Annotated in this window: 14 protein-coding genes; 8 read left to right on the forward strand and 6 right to left on the reverse strand. The window is 58.8% G+C overall.

The window, feature by feature from the left end; genetic code table 11:
• Positions 1-166 precede the first annotated feature (166 nt).
• Positions 167-532 carry a hypothetical protein gene (locus C1722_RS10945; protein ID WP_102379264.1) on the reverse strand — a complete coding sequence of 122 codons (366 nt, stop codon included), beginning with the start codon at positions 530-532 and terminating at the stop codon, positions 167-169.
• A 198-nt stretch (positions 533-730) separates the two neighbouring features.
• Here C1722_RS10945 and C1722_RS10950 point away from each other — a divergent pair, with 198 nt between their 5' ends.
• The gene (locus C1722_RS10950) at positions 731-1,165 is read left to right on the forward strand and encodes a hypothetical protein (protein WP_102379265.1); all 435 of its coding nucleotides are present in this window, start codon (positions 731-733) and stop codon (positions 1,163-1,165) included.
• A gap of 89 nt (positions 1,166-1,254) precedes the next feature.
• Here C1722_RS10950 and C1722_RS10955 read toward each other — a convergent pair whose 3' ends face one another.
• Positions 1,255-2,730 (reverse strand): helix-turn-helix transcriptional regulator, encoded by a 1,476-nt coding sequence (locus tag C1722_RS10955; RefSeq protein WP_180995159.1) that lies wholly within the window; start codon positions 2,728-2,730, stop codon positions 1,255-1,257.
• Positions 2,731-3,014: 284 nt separating this feature from the next.
• Here C1722_RS10955 and C1722_RS10960 point away from each other — a divergent pair, with 284 nt between their 5' ends.
• From C1722_RS10960 to C1722_RS17610, 6 genes are all read left to right on the forward strand, one after another.
• Positions 3,015-4,904: an FAD-dependent oxidoreductase gene (locus C1722_RS10960; RefSeq protein WP_219724297.1), complete on the forward strand. Its 1,890-nt coding sequence runs from the start codon at positions 3,015-3,017 to the stop codon at positions 4,902-4,904.
• A 243-nt stretch (positions 4,905-5,147) separates the two neighbouring features.
• Positions 5,148-5,624, forward strand: coding sequence for a universal stress protein (locus C1722_RS10965; RefSeq protein ID WP_102379268.1), 477 nt, complete (start codon positions 5,148-5,150; stop codon positions 5,622-5,624).
• Between the two features lie 24 nt (positions 5,625-5,648).
• A complete protein-coding gene (locus C1722_RS10970; RefSeq protein ID WP_102379269.1) occupies positions 5,649-6,719 on the forward strand; it encodes a YdcF family protein in 1,071 nt (356 codons plus the stop codon).
• Positions 6,720-6,923: 204 nt separating this feature from the next.
• Positions 6,924-7,277, forward strand: coding sequence for a demethoxyubiquinone hydroxylase family protein (locus C1722_RS10975; protein WP_102379270.1), 354 nt, complete (start codon positions 6,924-6,926; stop codon positions 7,275-7,277).
• Between the two features lie 21 nt (positions 7,278-7,298).
• A complete protein-coding gene (locus tag C1722_RS10980) occupies positions 7,299-8,111 on the forward strand; it encodes a family 1 encapsulin nanocompartment shell protein (protein WP_102379631.1) in 813 nt (270 codons plus the stop codon).
• 265 nt (positions 8,112-8,376) lie between these two features.
• Positions 8,377-9,801: a helix-turn-helix transcriptional regulator gene (locus C1722_RS17610; protein ID WP_280522945.1), complete on the forward strand. Its 1,425-nt coding sequence runs from the start codon at positions 8,377-8,379 to the stop codon at positions 9,799-9,801.
• A 128-nt stretch (positions 9,802-9,929) separates the two neighbouring features.
• On the opposite strand, the gene C1722_RS10990 is transcribed toward C1722_RS17610, so the two are convergent.
• The 3 genes from C1722_RS10990 to C1722_RS11000 form a co-directional block, all read right to left on the reverse strand.
• On the reverse strand, positions 9,930-11,822 hold the full coding sequence (locus C1722_RS10990) for an FAD-binding protein (RefSeq protein ID WP_102379272.1): 1,893 nt from the start codon (positions 11,820-11,822) through the stop codon (positions 9,930-9,932).
• Between the two features lie 187 nt (positions 11,823-12,009).
• Positions 12,010-12,642, reverse strand: coding sequence for a TetR/AcrR family transcriptional regulator (locus C1722_RS10995; protein ID WP_180995161.1), 633 nt, complete (start codon positions 12,640-12,642; stop codon positions 12,010-12,012).
• 402 nt (positions 12,643-13,044) lie between these two features.
• Entirely contained in the window at positions 13,045-14,793 is a 1,749-nt protein-coding gene (locus tag C1722_RS11000) for an FAD-dependent oxidoreductase (protein WP_102379274.1), read from the reverse strand.
• Positions 14,794-15,055: 262 nt separating this feature from the next.
• Here C1722_RS11000 and C1722_RS11005 point away from each other — a divergent pair, with 262 nt between their 5' ends.
• Entirely contained in the window at positions 15,056-16,546 is a 1,491-nt protein-coding gene (locus C1722_RS11005; protein ID WP_102379275.1) for a LuxR family transcriptional regulator, read from the forward strand.
• Between the two features lie 45 nt (positions 16,547-16,591).
• On the opposite strand, the gene C1722_RS11010 is transcribed toward C1722_RS11005, so the two are convergent.
• Complete coding sequence (locus tag C1722_RS11010; RefSeq protein ID WP_244902531.1) at positions 16,592-17,470, reverse strand: DUF4430 domain-containing protein; 879 nt, start codon at positions 17,468-17,470, stop codon at positions 16,592-16,594.

The following is a 17,470-nucleotide window of genomic DNA, read 5'->3' on the forward strand; positions in this document are numbered from 1 at the left end:
TCGGGTCGAGTTGCCTCTTCTGCTCGACCTCATGGCAATCCGACCGACAGGGTCGTAGGTGAGACGGGCCTCTGGCAACATCAAACCCGCGACCCCAACTCCAATCGAATGCCGCACGCCCACCTGCCAACCAGCAAGCGCGCGGACGCCGTCAACAGCCTCGAAGCTATCCCATCTTCATGAAACCGAGCGAGTACGACACGATCCAGAACACGAGAGCGATAGCCGCGTAGATGCGCATCGGGCTCGACGCCTTGCCATCTGCGCGATGGCGTATCACGAACACGAGATCGACCACCATGAGCGCGAGCGCGGTATAGCCGATCCATCCGTGGAAATCCGCCGGAATAAGACCTTGCGCCTGGATCATCATGCAGACCGTCGCAATCGCATCGCATACGACGGCGATGGTCTGCATGATGACGTTGCGTTTCTTCACCTTCCCGGTTATCACCGTCATCAAGATGCCGACGGTGTACAGGATAAGCGCTGTCGTGGCAAGCAGCGCTCCGATCATTACGGGTACGGGCATGTTCGATTTCTCCTCGCTTCTCGATATGCAAGCGCAAAGATCATGTTTGCGCGACGAAGCACTCTACCCCCATGACGTTACGTCATGGCAAGGGTAAATCCCGATGAATGATGCGTTTTTCGCGGATATCAGACGAGCGGTGCATGGAACAAAGCCGAAAAAGGGTATATCTTCTCTGATCGACAAGAAAGGGATGACATGGCCGATTTACCACGCACCACGAACACGGGCCTTGCGCTGTTCGCACTTGCCGCGCTGCTCACGTTCGGTTTCATTACCTTGCTCCAGTTTACGCCCATGCCCTGGTTCTTCGGTGCGCTTATCGCCATGCATTGCGGTATCGCGCTGTTCATTATCAGCAAACGCCTGTTCAAGAACTGCACCTACATCGTAGCCCGGTACTACCGGTTCGAATACCTGCTGCTGGTTCCCTATCTGCTGATCATGGCGTACGCCTTCGCCAGCAAGGCGAACATCGTCCCGCTGTTCGAAACAGAGAAGAGCATCGTCACCCTCGCCTATACTTTTACGTGCCTGGTGCTGACGATCTGGAACTTCCAGCGCATGCGCAAAGATGTGCTGAACCAGCAAGACGAAGTGCTCGCATCTCGCAAAGCGCTCGGAGCTTTCTAGCCCGATCCGCTCCCCCGGCCTTGGGGCCGAACTGGGAATTCAAGCCATCACAACGCATCGGACCTACGGACCTACGGGCTTACGGGCCGTCAAACCTGCGCGGCATCGCTTTTGCCCGCAGGCTTTTTGCTGCCGTCGACCGCACCGTCATAGGCCTCGACCTCGATCAAATCCATCATCTCCTGACGGCTGTGCACATCGAGCTTCTGATAGATGCGACGCGTATGAGATTTGAGCGTACCCGTTGCAATGTAGAGTTCTTTCGCTATTTCGGGAAGCGTCTTCTCGGAAGTGAGCAGCCAGAACACTTCCTTCTCGCGCGGCGAAAGCCGATAGCGGTCGGCGATCTCGGCGCAGCGCAGCGCAAAGCGGCTCGCCTCGTCGCCGTCTTCGGCGATCTTATCGGCGCCGAAGAACGCGAGGCCCCATTCCTCCGATGCCTTCCGCTCGAACAGGAGCGCTACCGTTGCAATGACCACGAGGATCGTCAGCACCACGATTACGATGGTGTCATCGGCGCGCACGGGCAGAAGCCCTGCGTTCATCGAGCTTTCGAGCAGATCTCCCCCCACCACGGTTACCGTCGCAACCTCCTGGATGCCGCACAGAACGAGTACCGATATGCCGTAGCGATGCGATATGTCGCACAGGAGAATCGTGATTACCAAGAACATCGACGTGTAGGCTGTCGATATGAAAAGGCTTCCCACCACATTGCTTTTCGAGAAGGCGAGCAGGGTTATGAGCAGACCGCACGTCATGAGAACGAACGGCGTACGGTAGATGAACGTGAAGTCGAAGCGATGAGACAAGAGGTACGTGGCCAGAAACAGCGCGCCCGCCGCGATGATAGTGCCCCATACCGAGGGGCTCACCATCGAGATATCGTCGGCCGCATGGAATCCGAAGATGAACTGGTAGATGCCGAGCACGACGATAAGGCCCCACGGGAAGCGCATCTTGCCCCACGTCCGCTTCGGCAGATCGGCCTTCGGGATCTTCGCAAACCCGATCTTCAGGCAAACGAGCGAGAGCAGCGGGAGTACAACCAGCACGAACGATAGCCGCTCAAGGCCCATCCCCACGAAGAGCCACCCCATGATGGCGCCGAGGAAGAACGCACCCGACACGTAGATCACCACACGGAACGGGTTGAAGCAGCTCTGGAGCTCCGCCCACATAAGAATGGAGAGCGACGCGCCCGCACCCGCGCATACGATCGAGGCGATCATGAGCGCGAATCCCGCATCGCCGCCAACGCCGCTTGCAACCCAAAGCACCGTCGACGCGATGAGCGCAGCCGTTGCCGTAGGCATAGACCACGGCTTCTCGTAGAGCGGTGCGACCTTGCGCGCGAAAACGGCCAGCGGCGCGAACACGGCGATCATCGCAAGGAGAAACAGATCCTGCCCGATCCACGCCTGACCGGGCACCAGCGCTGAAAATCGGTAGAACGCCATATCGTCCCATGCGCGGATGAAAGCGAATCCGAAAAAGCACAGCGACAAGTGCTTGAGATCGCCGAGCTTTCGCCCGGTAGCGAAAGGCCGATCATCATTGTTCACCGCTCTATCGTCTTGCACTGTCTCGGTTCGCACGCTCCCACCCCCGCAAGCATTATATACAGAGGGATGGGTTTTCGAGCAGCGGTTTACATGCGGGTTACAAAAATACACCCCACGCTGCGCCATGGGGAGATGTGCGCAATTCGATTTGTCTGCATACTGCGGCTTGCCGATGCCGGCCGTTCGGCTGAGGCAGGAATTGCACCGCATCAACTTGGGAGGACATTATGGAATCAAACCATTCATCAGCTTCAAACGGAACGCCGATGAGCCGTCGCACGTTCATGAAAACAGCAACGATAGCCGGCGTATCGATAGCCGTGTTCGGGCTTTCCGGCTGTGCGCCCGCCGCAACGAGCGAGCAGCAGACGAGTTTCACGGCGGGCACCTACACCGCTTCGGCCCAGGGCAAATTTGCACCCGTTACCGTCGAGATGACGTTCGAGAGCGACAGCATCGCAAGCGCCAAGGTAGCCAAGCACGAAGAAACCGAGTACATCTCGGATCGCGCCATCGAGGAAATCCCCGCACTCATCGCCGAACACCAAACGCTCAACCTCGACACCATCACGGGAGCCACGCTCACGAGTATGGCGATTCTGACCGCCGCCGAAGACTGCGTGAAGCAAGCGGGCGGCGATGCGAAGGCCCTCAAAGCGAACTACGAAGCGCCTGCGAAGTCGACCGAGGTCGTCGATCTCGAAGCCGACGTCGTCGTTGCCGGCGCCGGCGCCTCGGGCATGGCGGCAGCAGTCTGTTGCGCGCAACGGGGCGCCAAGGTGATCGTCGTGGAGAAGAGCTGCAACATCGGCGGCAACGGCCTCGTCTGCGGCGGCTACCTCGAGTACCCTGAAACGCCCGTCGAGTTGCGTCCGACCATGACCGACGCGCAGAAAGCCGAGGTCGACGCGAAGATCGCAGCCGCCGAGCAATCGGCCATTCCCGCGACCTACCTCGACGAGCTCAAGCAGCAGTGGGCCGACTGGTTAGCATCCGGTGAAACGCGGTGCTTCGATTCGACGATCCTCGAATCCGTCGAATACAACCTTCCCGACTGCGAAGATTTCGACAACTCCCATCAGGTGACGGTGCGCGAGAAGGAGTTCGGCGATTGGCTCGTCGATTCGGGCTTCAAGTTCAAAGAAGCTGTCGGCATCGTCGGGTACCCGTGGCCTCGCTGGGCGGTTCCCGCCGAAGGTCGCTGCGGACAGAGCTACTTCCAGTTCTACGATAAGGCCATCCAAAACGGCTGCGACGTGCAAGTCATGCTGACCACGCCCGCCACCGAGCTCATCACCGAAGGCGATGCGGTCGTCGGTTTGGTAGCCGTCGGCGAAGACGGAACCACCTACAACATCCGCACCTCGCAGGGAGTCGTCCTGGCAACCGGCGGATTCTCGGGCAACCCCGATATGCTGCGCGAGTACAACCAGATCTGGAACTGGTCGGACACCCAAGCCATCCCCACGACCAACTGCTACGGCCACGACGGCGACGGCATCACCATGGGCCTTTCGGTTGGATGCGGACTTGCGCTCATGCACCTGCAGATGCCCTTCCCGTTCGCCGACTGCCAGAACGCCACCGATGAGACCACGGTCGGCGATGACATCGATTGCGTGATCGTCAACAAAGAAGGTAAGCGCTTCATGGACGAAGTGCTCGACCGCTACACCATGACCGAGAACATCATGGCCCAACCCGACCAGATGATGTTCATGATATCGGACGCCGACACGAGCCGCGTCGAGGGCGACAAGAACCGCTACGGCCGCGACATGCAGAATCTTATCGATCAGAAGCAGCTCTACGTGGCTGACACCATCGAGGAACTCGCCGAACAGATCGGCTGCGACCCGCAAACGCTTAAGGCGACGATCGACCGCTACAACGAGATCGCGCGCGCAAAGGAGGATCCCGATTTCGGAAGAACGGTCTTCTCGAACCTGAGCCCGATCGAGAATGCTCCTTTCTACGCTTCGCCGCGCACCTGGGCCATGCACATCACCACAGGCGGCATCACCACCGACGTCGTAGGCGGTTACCGTGCGCTGCGTGAAGACGGCACGGTAATCGAGGGACTGCGCGCACTCGGCGAATGCGCATGCGGGATGGCCGGCGTGGCCGTCATGTCACAGGGCCTCGCCCTTGCCAAGGACATGTTCGGCGAATAGAGCCATCGCCGACGCTTCGCACGAGCGCACAACGCAAAGAAGGCCGAGCACGTCATCGGCCTTCTTTGCGTATCGTCCGCCGAGGTGATCGGCCTTCCGCGCACCTCGGCCTTCCTGCGCACCTTGGCCTTCCAGCGCACCTCGGTCCTCGTTTCGAGTCGGTAACCGAGCACTACCGCGAACTCCGATGGCATTCCGTTCGCTATAATGAACCCATCGGCCTACGCGGGAAGAGGAAATCGCATGCTGTACAAGACCATCGTCGTCCCCTACGACAACTCGGAATCGGCCCACGCGGCCCTGATCGAAGCCATGAAGATCGCAACGCTCGATTCCGACTCGACCGTTCGCATCCTGCACATCGTCGACACCGAGCAGCGGGTGATCGACAAACTCGAAGCGAAAAGCGGAACGCCCGATGCTCCGAAACCCTCATCCGTTGCCCTGCGGGCCCTCTTCGACGAAGTGATCCACGAAGCCGATACCGAACTCCATGAGCATATCGATCCGGTGATCGCCGTCGGCGGCAGCCGTGTGGGTATCGATATCGTGGAGGAAACGCTTCCCGGCGACCAGATCGTCGCCTACGCCAAAGAGCATGAAGCGGAGCTCATCGTCATGGGATCGCGCGGCCTCGGTGCACTGCGCGGCATTCTCGGCAGCGTAAGCAGCCATGTGCTCCGCACGGCCCCCATGCCGGTTATGATCGTCAAGCAATAAGACCGCAGCCGCCGACTCGCCGCCATGGAAGTAATCGCCGCATCCTGCATAGTCACAGCCGTGCTATTCGGCGTCTTCTTTCTCATATACCGCACGAATAAGACCAGCCTTATGTCGGGATTCACCTTCGGCATGTTCTTGTTTGCACTCGTAGCAACGTATACGATTGCCGTCGGCCAGCATCCCGCAAACCCGTTTTTGCTGTATCCGCTTATCGCGCTAGCAGGCATTGCGCTCATCGTTCCCCTGTTCGGAATATATATCCTCGTCGGCTATCTTCTCCACAACGCACGCGTCGTGTTCCGCAAAGAAGGCAGGTCTCTGTCTAACTCGCTTACGCTTATCGCAGCCATCGGCATCATCGCACTCGTCATCGTGTCATGGTTCGTCGCGTCGGAATCCATCCCCATCTGGCTTCAAGCCATCTGGGCTGGCATCACGTCCATCGTGGCGATCTACACCTTCGTCGTCTTCGTGTTCCTCGTTACAACGGCTCTGTGCTCGATCGCCCGCCCGAAGAGAGATAAAGACTACATCGTAGTGCTGGGAAGCGGGCTCATCGAGGGTCGCGTGACACCGCTGTTGGCCGGCAGGATACGCCGCGCCATCCAGTTCGCCCGCAAGCAGTGCGACAAAACCGAGAAGCTTCCCGTACTCGTTATGTCAGGGGGGCAAGGCCCCGACGAGCCTCTGGCAGAGGCTCGGGCCATGGCGCAGTTCGCGATCGACGCAGGATACGATCCCGCCCACGTGCTCGTCGAAGACAAATCGACCAACACCGCCGAGAACATGGCTTTTTCAAAATCCCTGATGGACGCTCGCTCGCCCGGGGGATACAAAGCGATTTTCTCCACAAGCAGCTACCATGTGATGAGAGCGGGCATCTACGCGCGCAAAGCGGGGCTGAAGATCGACGGCATCGGTGCGCCCACCGCACTGTACTACCTTCCAAACGCGCTTCTTCGCGAGTTCATCGCGCTCGTCGTGATGCGCAAGAAACGATTCATCGTCGTTGTCGTAATCGTGTTTCTGCTGACCGCAACCTCCTACGGCCTTCCCTATTACCTCGCTCAAATGATCTCTTCCACCCTGTAGGAAAAATCTGCCGTCCAGCGCCCCTGGCGCTTTCGCCGCCCATAGCACACGCATATGCACATCAGATCACAAAACGGTATCGATGTGCGCACCGTTTGACAACGGTCTTCGCACACCCGTCTTCACGGGCGTATGATTGCGAAACGACAACAGAACCCGGAGCTTCGAAGCCGTACGCCCGAAGCGGGAAAGAAGGAGATCACCATGCCGTCATTCGCAAACCCCTTTGCAGGCAATGTCGATCGCAAGATGTCGAACGCCGAGCTTATGCAGGCGCTTCGCCTCGATATCGCAGGAGAACTCGAAGCAATCTATTTGTACGAATCGCACTACCTCGCAACCGATGATCCCGCAGCCAAGAAGGTCCTCGCCGACATCCGCGATGAAGAGAAGGCCCACATGGGAGAGCTTATCACCCTCATGCGCTATCTGGATCCGAAGGAGACCGAGCTGTTCTTGGACGGCGAAGGCGAAGTGAACGAGATGCTTGAAGACCTGCGCATCGACGCAACTCCGAAGCCCGCTTCGGGCCCGACCGTCGGCGATCTATCCGAATAACCCGAACAGGAAGTGATCATCATGGATTACCTGGCACGCGAAAGCGCCGATCTATCCGACGAACTGTGGCAGCAGATCGACGGCACCGTCATCGGCGCCATCAAAGAGCAGATCGTCTGCCGCCGCTTCTTGAAGCTATTCGGCCCCATCGGTCCCGGCTCCACCTCGGTCGCGGTTGACGGCGTGGGCAAAGAGGAGATTCTCGAGGACGGCATCGGCCGCATAGCCGGACGCACGCAGCTCGAACTGCCCATGCTGTTCGAGGATTTCACCATCCTCGGCCGCGATCTCGAATACGCCAAGCAGACCGGCTACCCGCTCGACCTCGCCAACGCCGCACGCGCAGCCAAGCAGGCAGCACGTCGCGAGGACGAGCTCATCCTGCTCGGCAACGCAACGCTCGGCACGCAGGGCCTGGCCAACGCCAAGGACGCGGCAAAGATAAAGAAGACCGACTGGAAGAAGGATGAGAACGGTTACTCCGACGTGGCAAAAGCAGTGGCCGAGCTGGCAAAGAACGGCTATCTCGGGCGCTACGCACTCGTGGTGAGCCCCGATGTCTACCTCGACCTCCAGCGCCTGCAACCCTCCCTCGGCATGCTCGAGATCGACCGCGTGAAGAAGCTCATCGGCGACAACGTGTACATGTACGGCAGCTTCGGTGCAGGCAAAGCCGTACTCGTGTGCGCTGAGCCCGAGTACCTCGACCTCGCGGTAGGACTCGACTTCTCGGTGGGCTATGCCGAGCTCGTGGACTTCAACCACCACTTCCGCATCATGGAGACCGCAGCGCTGCGCATCAAGGACCCCGGCGCCATCGTCGTGTTCTCGTAGGTGCACGGAGCGCTTTCGGTACAGAAACGTCGAAAGCGCTCGAATAAGGCGATCTGGAAATGAAAAACGAAACGGTCATGTACCTATCGAGTGCACGGCCGTTTCGTTTTTTATTTCCAGGTGCTGTGCGGATGCGATCATCGCAAACAACAAGCACAGCCAATCAACAAGGTGTCGCCCATGCTGCGGAATGGAGCATTGCCCGTATAATAAGCACATCGCGCGAAGCCGCTCGAACGAATTTACCTTGTCATCTGGAGGAACGATGGAAAAGAATCGGAAGCTCGTCGTCGAGCCGATATACCTGGGGTTTTCTACCGTTATAGCCACCCTGCTCATCTACGAGCCCGCCTTGCATTCCTTTGTGAATTTCGGATACTTCGAAACGTTTATCATGCCGTTCTCCCTGACGGCGTTCGCTTCGTGCGCCATTTATGCCATCGTCTGCATTACGCTTGCCCAAAAAGCCCCCCGAAACGTCACTGGAAAACAAGCGATCGAGAAGGTGCTGCGATTCGGCTCCACGGCCCTTGGGGCGGGAGGCTTCTTGCTGCTTGTCGCATTCGAGGGAACGTTACCCCTTCAGATTGCCTCCGGCTTTTTTGCGGGGATATCGGCAGCCTCGGTTCTTCTCGCCTGGGGGGAAACCTACGCTGGATGTTCTATGCAGAAATCCCTGCTCCACATCGCCCTTTCATGCGTCATCGCCGTGCTTTTGATGAACACGATGGGCACGCTTCCTTTTCCCATCACCGCAGTGCTTTTCTGCCTCCTTACGGCAGCCAGTGCTATTCAGCCCACGTTCTGGAACGAGCGTCACGTCACAGATCGGCCATCGAGAGAAACGGAACCGAGCGTCAAAGCCTCTCTCCGCCCCGTCCGGCGCATGCTGGGAAACCTCGCCGAACCGCTCATCGGCATATTCTTGTTCTCGCTCGTTTTCGCCACCTTAGGTGATCACCGCGTGTATTTGTTCTACCTGAGCTTCCTTATGGGAACGCTGCTCTCGGGGCTTTGCATCATCCCCCTTCTGTACATCAACAGTACACGACCCATCCTTTCGCTCATCTACCAGGTAATCCTCCCCGTGCTAGGACTCGTCTTGATCGTTGTCACCATGATCGCCCCCGACAGTCCGCAGGGCATCGTCGCCCGCAATGGATCAATGCTGTTCTACGCGTTCGCCTCCATGCTCTTTATCGCGTCGATTATCGGCTTCACGACAGCGGATGAATTCGAGCCCGAACTCATCCTCGGAAGCGCCGTTGCCACATTCGCCATCGGAGGCTTTCTCGGCACAGCCCTTGTTGCAATCGTCGGACGCAACGATTACGTAACTGGTGTCTTTTTAGCACTTACCTGCATATACGTTATCTTTCTCGCCATACGACCCAGCGTATTGGCGTGGATGGGAAAGGAAGCGAGCCCTTTTGGCGCTCCCCCGCATGACGATGCAGGAGACCGAGAGGCGACATGTTTCGCCTTAGCCGAAACATACGGGCTCACCGATCGAGAAACGGAGATTCTCGGCTATGTGGTGGCCGATCACACGTCGTCCTACATCGCGCGGACGCTCTTCATATCCGAAAGCACCGTACGCGGTCACATTCACCACATCTATCAGAAGCTCGGCATATCCTCCCGAGAAGAGATGATCGCGCTCTTCAAGCAAAGTGCCGCAATACGTTAAGGCGGGATGCCGATAACCGACATCCCGCCAGAGCAGATGCACGTCCATGCGAAATCGAAATCGCGCGACCCTCATGGATCTTCGAATGGAATCGATGCCGTCCAAGCACACCGCTCAGCACGCCGCTCTTATGAGATTTCTTGACCCGTTAGCAGCTTGCCGCATACGCGACCGAGCGTTACCGCAGATCCAATGTTCTTGCCGGCCCAAGGATTCGGATTCGAGAAACCGAACGTCCCACCCAGACAACGCCCTATTGCATAGAGACCCTCGATAGGATTGCCGTCCCTATCGACAACGTTCATGGCGTCGTCGGTTTCCAGGCCGCCCATAGTGCCCAGCCCGACACCGAGCCAACGCTGGTTTTCTGCAGTCGAAGCATAGAAGGGGCCGTTCTTGATCGGGATCATGCATTCGGAGTCTTTACCGAAATCGGAATCGACACCCGCGTGGCAAAGCTCGTTGTAATGATCGATCGTGGCGAGCGCGTTCTTAAGTGCCTCGCCTTCATACCCTAGAATACCGAGCAAGCCCTCGAGCGTTTTCGAACCGTACACGATTTTATGCGTACGCTCGGCAATGCACATCGTACGGCATTCGGTTCCCTCGGGGTTTTCAAGCTCGACTTTCGCCATATCTTCCTGCAGCTCGGTAAAGTACTCCGGACGCCCGAAGTTCGGCGAACCGTGATCGGGTGCGCCGTTCTTCACGCTTTCCGCCCAGTTCGAATCCGTTATGGCTGCGATCAAACCCTTGGGCTGCCGAAGGATTTCAGGGAAATTCTGCTGAACGGATGCTTCATTCATGAAACGATCGCCTTTGGAATTGATCCACAGCATGGGGCAGACACCCCACGGACCGTTCGCCCCACTGCCGTTTTGGTTGGTTGCACGGGGTGACGCCTCCATGTATCCGCCCGCCCAACAGGCCATCTTGATACCCTCGCCCATGTTAGGAGACATGCCGACGAGATCTTCCTTCGTTTTACCGGCGCGCATCGCCCATTCGACGAGCTCATCTTGCAGACCCCAGAGCATATCGGCATTCTGGCAGTAGTCGCCCGTCGCAAGCACCACAGCTTTCGATGCGTTGTATTTAACGTAGCCATCAGGACCTTTTGTAATGGCTCCGGTTACCTTGCCGTTCTCATCCTGCACAAGTACGGTTGCGCTTTCCTCGAAATGCCACGTTGCGCCAAGCTCTTGGCCTCTGAGAATCGAAAACTGCTGAACCTCGTCAAGGCGGGAAAACGCTCCGACGCCGTTGCCGTTCTCCTTATCCACATCATGACGTATGGTCCCCATAAACATGGCAGTACCTGGCCAACTGCGATAGCCTCCGCGCTTCATAGGCCAATCGGTAAACCCTTCGAGCGCGATGCCGGGTACTTGACAGATTACTTGGCTCGGGTCGCAGGGGCTTATATCGGGATCGATGGTCGTAACCGCCAGTTTGATGCGATCGTCAGGCCATTGGACAAGATCCATCATATGGTCGACTGCCTCACCTGAATTGGCAACGTACTTGCGCACGATTTCGGGACGCACGCGGCCTCCGCAGCGGATACAAAACTCCTCGACAATCTCACCGACATCAAAAGGGCCGTACCCTTGGTCGATAAGGAACTTCGAATTGCAGTGCCCGATGTCCTCACCCTTTACCTTGCGGTTTTCCTCGCTCGTCTTCTCAACCACATCGACCTTTGCGCCACCTTCCGCCGCGGCGAGCGCGCATTGAATGCCCGCGTTGCCGCCGCCGAGCACCAACACCTCCGTATCAACGGTTTCGACGATTTCATCATCCGATATCTCGGGTTTGCTGCCGAGCCAGTCGATCACACTCGAGTAGCCATCGACCGTCCCTATCGACGGTGCCGCACCGGTTCCCGCAGCGTCCGCCTCCGATGGCTGCGCAGCAGGGGCGCACCCGAACATCGCGCTTGCAGCGGCAAGCGCACCCGTTGCCGCTGCACCAGTCAGAAACGCACGGCGATTGATCGTTGTCTTCTCTTCGATACCCATGTTCACTCCTTGTCTCTAGCGATTCCCTCGCAATGACGGAGTATCCCCATGGGATGCGCGTTGAGCCATAAACGCAACGTTTGTTTTTGGCGTTACCGCATAAACGCTCTTTGTTTTTCCTGATCAGAAAAAAGCTTTGCTATGATTACACGAAAACATGCAGCGTTTTTTACCGCCTGCTTTGCGCCTACTGCGCACAAACTAGCACGGGATCGAGCACCGCCATGGCTTTTCGCTCAAGCGACAAAGCATCGCCTTCCTCGTCGTATCCGAGCAGAGCAGAATCGTAATGCTGGAAAAACACCGAGACGAGAACATCGGCGACGGCGAACGTATCGGCGCCCGAAACCACGTCCCCGCTTTCGACGCCCCCTTTGAGCACCCGCTCGAACGCGCTTCTTATCGCAGCGCGATTCTTCGATACGCGGGCAAACGACTCCGGAGAAGCGTATACGGCCGACCGATAGGCAAGATACAGCTCGGCGGAACGATTCGCAGGGCCCCCGCCGTCGATCGCCGCGAAAAGCTTCATGCCGTTTTCCATGCCTCTCGCGAAGAGGGTTACGATCCTGTCCCGACAGCCCATGTTGGCAGGCAGCTCGCTTGCCGCCTCCTCGAACCCGAACACGCTCTCGTCTGCCGAGCAGAGGAGCAGGGAGCTCTTCGATGGGTAATGTCGATAGAGGGTGCCTGTCGATACGTGGGCTCTTTTCGCGATATCGATCAACGATGTTTCACCGTACCCCTTTTCGGCAAACAGCTCCTGCGCGATATCGTAGATCTTTCTCCTCGTTTTCGCGCTGCATTTGTACTCGCCCATCGTGTCCCTTCCTTGCGCACACGCGCATCGCGTAAGCTCAAGCATGCGATGCGGATAACCGATCCCGTTCGCATTGTACCAATCCCCATACCACAATAAACGCAGAACAGAGGCCTTTTATGACTATTTCACTAACGGTTACAGGCCTTCGAGGCAAACCTGTACCGCTCCAGGTTTCTGCCGAAAACCCGCAGCCGGCAAAAGCTCGCGCCCTGCAGGATACCGACGGCAGAGCGGGGCGAGACGCAGCAACCCCCGCTTTGCGCGGGGGTTGCTGCATGTGGTCTCATGAGAGCCGCCTCTATACGCGAGCGATCCGACGAGGGAGGGAAAAGGGCTGTCGAACCCGCTCGATACGCGGATGAGCCGAATAATCGGGCACGCGCACGGCAACAAGCCGGGCTACTCCCCCGCCGCGGCTTTCGTACCGGCGAGGCGACCGAACACGAGCGCCGTCGCCAAGCTGATGCCCGCCTCGGTTACGGGGTACTCGACCTTGTAGCGGTTGCCCATCGTGTTGCCGGCAACGTAGAGGCCGGGGATCGGCTCCATGTTGTCGTCAAGCGCATGGCACTCGGCATCGGTATCGAGGCCGCCCATGCACACGAGCATGCCGGCATCGCCGAACTCGCACGCATAGAACGGACCGGTCTCGACGGGGAACAGACGACGCGGATCTTTTCCGAAATCCTCATCGACGCCCTTCGCACACAGCTCGTTGTAGCGATTGATCGACGCGAGAGCGGTTTCCTTCGGCAGGCCCATCATCTCGACGAGTTCCTCGATCGTATCGGCTTTATGCGTGATGGCCGCTTCGAACATGCTGTCGGTCGTATAGCCTGAGAAGCTCGCGCTCATCTCCTCGCCCACAACCGCCGGCCACTGATCGGCTTCGTTTTCGGGAATGTAGTAGTTCACATAGCCGTGACCGGTTCCCTGCACCGAAAGCTGCTCGGGCCACTTCGAGTCGATGATCTGCCATGCGCGCATTTCGGGCTGGGTGCTCAACTGGTCCATGATGTTCTGTCCGGGGATATCCTCGTTCATGAAGCGCTCGCCGCGCACGTTGAGCTGCAAAAACGCATCAACGCCGAGCGCCGCGCCCATATGATGGGTCATCGGAGCGAGCGGGCCCTTCTCCATATGCCCGCCGGCCCACATGCCCATGCGATGGCCGTCGCCGGTGTTGGCAACATCGCCCTTTACGTCGAGGTTGGGATAGAACGGCGCGATGCCCTCGACCCACGGCACGTAGTAGTCGAGCATTTCGGGGTTGCCGGAAATGTCGCCGCAGCACAGGATTACGCCCTTGGAGGCATCGATCTGCGTATAGTCGCCGCCCTTGTCGTGTACGTAGGCGCCCGTCACGCGACCGGAATCGTCGGTGATGAGCTGCTCGGCGAACATGCCGAACAGAAGCTCGGCACCGTTAGCCTCGGCGATCTGCTGGCACGACTCGAGGCACCAGCCCACGCTCGGCTCGGTGGTCACCGAACCGTTGAAGAACGGGAACAGCTCTTTGGAGCGGTCGTAGCCTTCGAGAACCGGATAGCACTTCGGCCGGATGACGTTCTCCTTTTCGCCGCTTGCGGGCGTTGCCGACGTAGGTACGACTTCGTAGTCGGATTCAGAGATAAGCCAGTCGAAATCCTCGCCCGAATGATCGTACCAATACGACAGAAGCGATGCATGCGGACGGAACGTCATATCCTTCATAAGCTGGTTGACGACTTCTTCTTTGCTCGCAAGCTCCATGCCGAGATCCTGCTGTATCTTCGAGCCGTAGATGCCGAAATCGCCCGAAAGCCCGATGGTTCCGATCTGCGCCTGCTTCTCGATACCGATCACTTTGGCACCGGCCTCGGAAGCCGCGCGCGCAGCGACGATTCCCGAGATGCCCAAGCCGATCACGAGCACATCGCAGCTCTTGGTTTCCAAGACATCGGAGGGAACCTCGGGCTTGGCCATAAACGCCGGCTCGCCCGACGGCGACGAAGTCGCCTGGCCAGCCGACTGACCGGAAGGCTCCTTCGTTTCGGCACCCGAGCCCGGCGCGCAGCCGACGAGGCCCGCAGCCCCCGCCGCTACCGCAGCGGTCGCTCCCAAGCCCAAAAACGCACGACGGCTCAAACCCTGCTTGATTTCGTTCATTGCATTCCTCTCTCCTTCAATGCCGAGCTTTTCCCTTGATCTTGATCTGCGCCGATCCGATCCTCCCGATCGACAGCGCACTCGGCAAACTCCAATGCTCAAGCAATCCTATGGGCAGAGAAATACCGACGCCACACCCGCGAATGATGAAATCGAGGGGAAAGTAAGCTATCATCATTCTCACCCGTGACGGGTGGGATGAGCCCACCATGGATTTCAACGGGATCTTTGCCGTACGGTTTGGGGGCTGCCGCATAACACGATGGGTTCGATAGCCAGTCATATACGCGATTCTATCAAGGGCACGAAGCCATTCCATATCGGCTTTGCGCTGTACCTGGCGTTCAGCTTCTCCTATCTGCATGACGTCATGCCGCTCATGGGCGAAGCTCATCTGTCCGGCTTTGCCCCCGCAAGCTATCTCGGGGTGTTCTTCGCCGTGAAGGTTCTCGTCTTTGCCGGATGCGCCGTCCTCGTCTACAGAAACCCGCGCTTTACGGCAACCAGCACGCTTTCGATATGCGCAGCACTGCTCCTCGTGATCGGAATCGCCCTCTCGACCATCATCCTCAGGATGAGCGGATTCAGCTTCGGACCATCGGAAAGCACGCTTTTGCTCGCCATCGCCGCCTGTCTGCTCGGCGTCGGCGATGCGCTCATGCTCTTGCTGTGGGGTCGATTCTGCGGAACGCTTTCGCTGCGCGCCGCATACCTGTTCGTGCTTTCCTCCTACATCGTATCGCTTTTGTTTTACGCGCTCTTCGTCGAGCTTCCCCCGCTTGCGATACTCGTCATCGCCATCGTCGGAATAGCCGTCGTGCCGATCATGCTCAAAAAGAGCATGGATGCCCGCACCGTCGAAACCGCCGATGCGGACCGGCCCTCTCTTCGCAAGGCGCTGGGATCCCTCTGGCGCCCGGTGTTCATCACGGCCACCTTCGCGTTCATGAGCAATCTCACGCTGTTCGTTTCGGGACAGCAATCGGTCAACGTCGACGAAGCGCGACTGACCTCGACCATCGTTACGCTGCTCGTCGTGATCGCCATGATCCTGCCGGCAATCCTGTTTCCCCGACGCGTGAACATCGCCATCGCCTACCGCATCGCCCTACCCATTGCCGCAGGCGGGTTTCTCCTACTCGCGTTCTTCTGGAACAGCGGCGGTGGCGTTGCCAACTCCATGGTTGCGATGGGATGGCTCATCTCGGACGTCATTTCATGGTGCATCATCGCAAACGTCGTGCACCAGACGAAGCTTCCGGCATTCGTCCTTTACGGCGCGAGCGAAGCGGCGATAGCGCTCGCCTCGCTTCTCGGTGTGGCGATCGGCTATACGTTTTCGGGATTCATCGAAACGGGCGGCGTTGCCATCATGGCGCTTGCCCTCGTAGCCGTGTACCTGCTTTCCACCGTCGTGCTGTTCGTACTCAAAGATCGAAGCATCGCCGATTATTCGGCGGGCACCGCCGGGGACGACGCGAAAACCGGAAAGGCCTTGGAGCTGACGATGCCCAACGGCGACGATCGATTCGAGTGGCGATGCAGAAACCTCGCGGAGCAAGCGCAGCTCACGCCCCGGGAAAGCGATATCCTCGCATGTCTGGCGCAAGGGCGCTCGACTCAGTACATGGCCGAGAAGTTCACCCTTTCGGAAAATACCGTGAAATCGCACGTGAGGAACGTCTACCAGAAGCTCGGTGTCCACTCGAAGCAAGACGTCATCGATATCATCAACGAAGATCCGAAGCCTTAAAGCGCGAGACGCGTCCGGCAAAGAGCATCATTGCCCGAAGCGCATTTACACCACGTAGATCCATCGCACCGCATCGCTGTCATCGAGGACGTATTCGGTGCAGGCAACGCTCGGAAACGACCCGTTGACCGAGTACGTCCATCCGCTTGATGGGCCGTAGCGGGAATCGCGCTCCGACAGTCCGCCTATGGACGAAACGTAACCGCCCGAAGCGGCGACCGGAAGCCCCGTTGCGCAAAGCGCATCGTAGGCGGTCGCCCCCTGCGGAAACGTGGGGTTCGCGCCGCCAAAAACAGATCCGTCGGCATTTTCGCTCGATACCGATACCGAAACCGTTACGGTTGCAGGTGCTTGGTTTTGCGCTGCGCTCTGCCCGGAACCGCCACCCGGGCCGTCGCTCGCGGACTCGGCGGACGATTCCCCCAAGCCGTCCGCCGAGCCGACGGAGCCCGCCGCGGGCGGCGAACCATACCCCGCCTCGCCGCCGAGCCCGTCCGGAACCGAAGCGGAATCGCTTGGCTCCGCTTCGGTTTCGTCGGCACCGTCGAAAGCCGCACCGCCCTCGCCCCGATCCGGCCCATTATCTCCCCTGGATGACAGCGAACCCGACTGCGACGAGCCTGCCGTCGTCTGTAAAAAACCGCCGGTATCGATGCCGCCACTGAGATGCAGCGCAGAAAACCCGGTGAGGCACACCGCCATAATCGCAACGGCGGCGGCCGCCGTTTTCTGCCGCCGCGTACGTGCAGCAAGCGGTCGAGCGTCCGCCCGCTCTGCATCGACCGACCCCCCGTGAGCGTTGCTGCTCCCTTCGGGCTCGGCGTCCGCTCGTTCGGGCAGATCCGCTTGAGGTTCTTCAGGTGCGGGATGAGGAGCAACCGTTACCGCACGGCGCTCCTCGACTCGCGTGTTGTCAACAGCCAT

Origin of the sequence: Raoultibacter timonensis, from assembly GCF_900240215.1 — a bacterium.
GTDB lineage: Bacteria > Actinomycetota > Coriobacteriia > Coriobacteriales > Eggerthellaceae > Raoultibacter > Raoultibacter timonensis.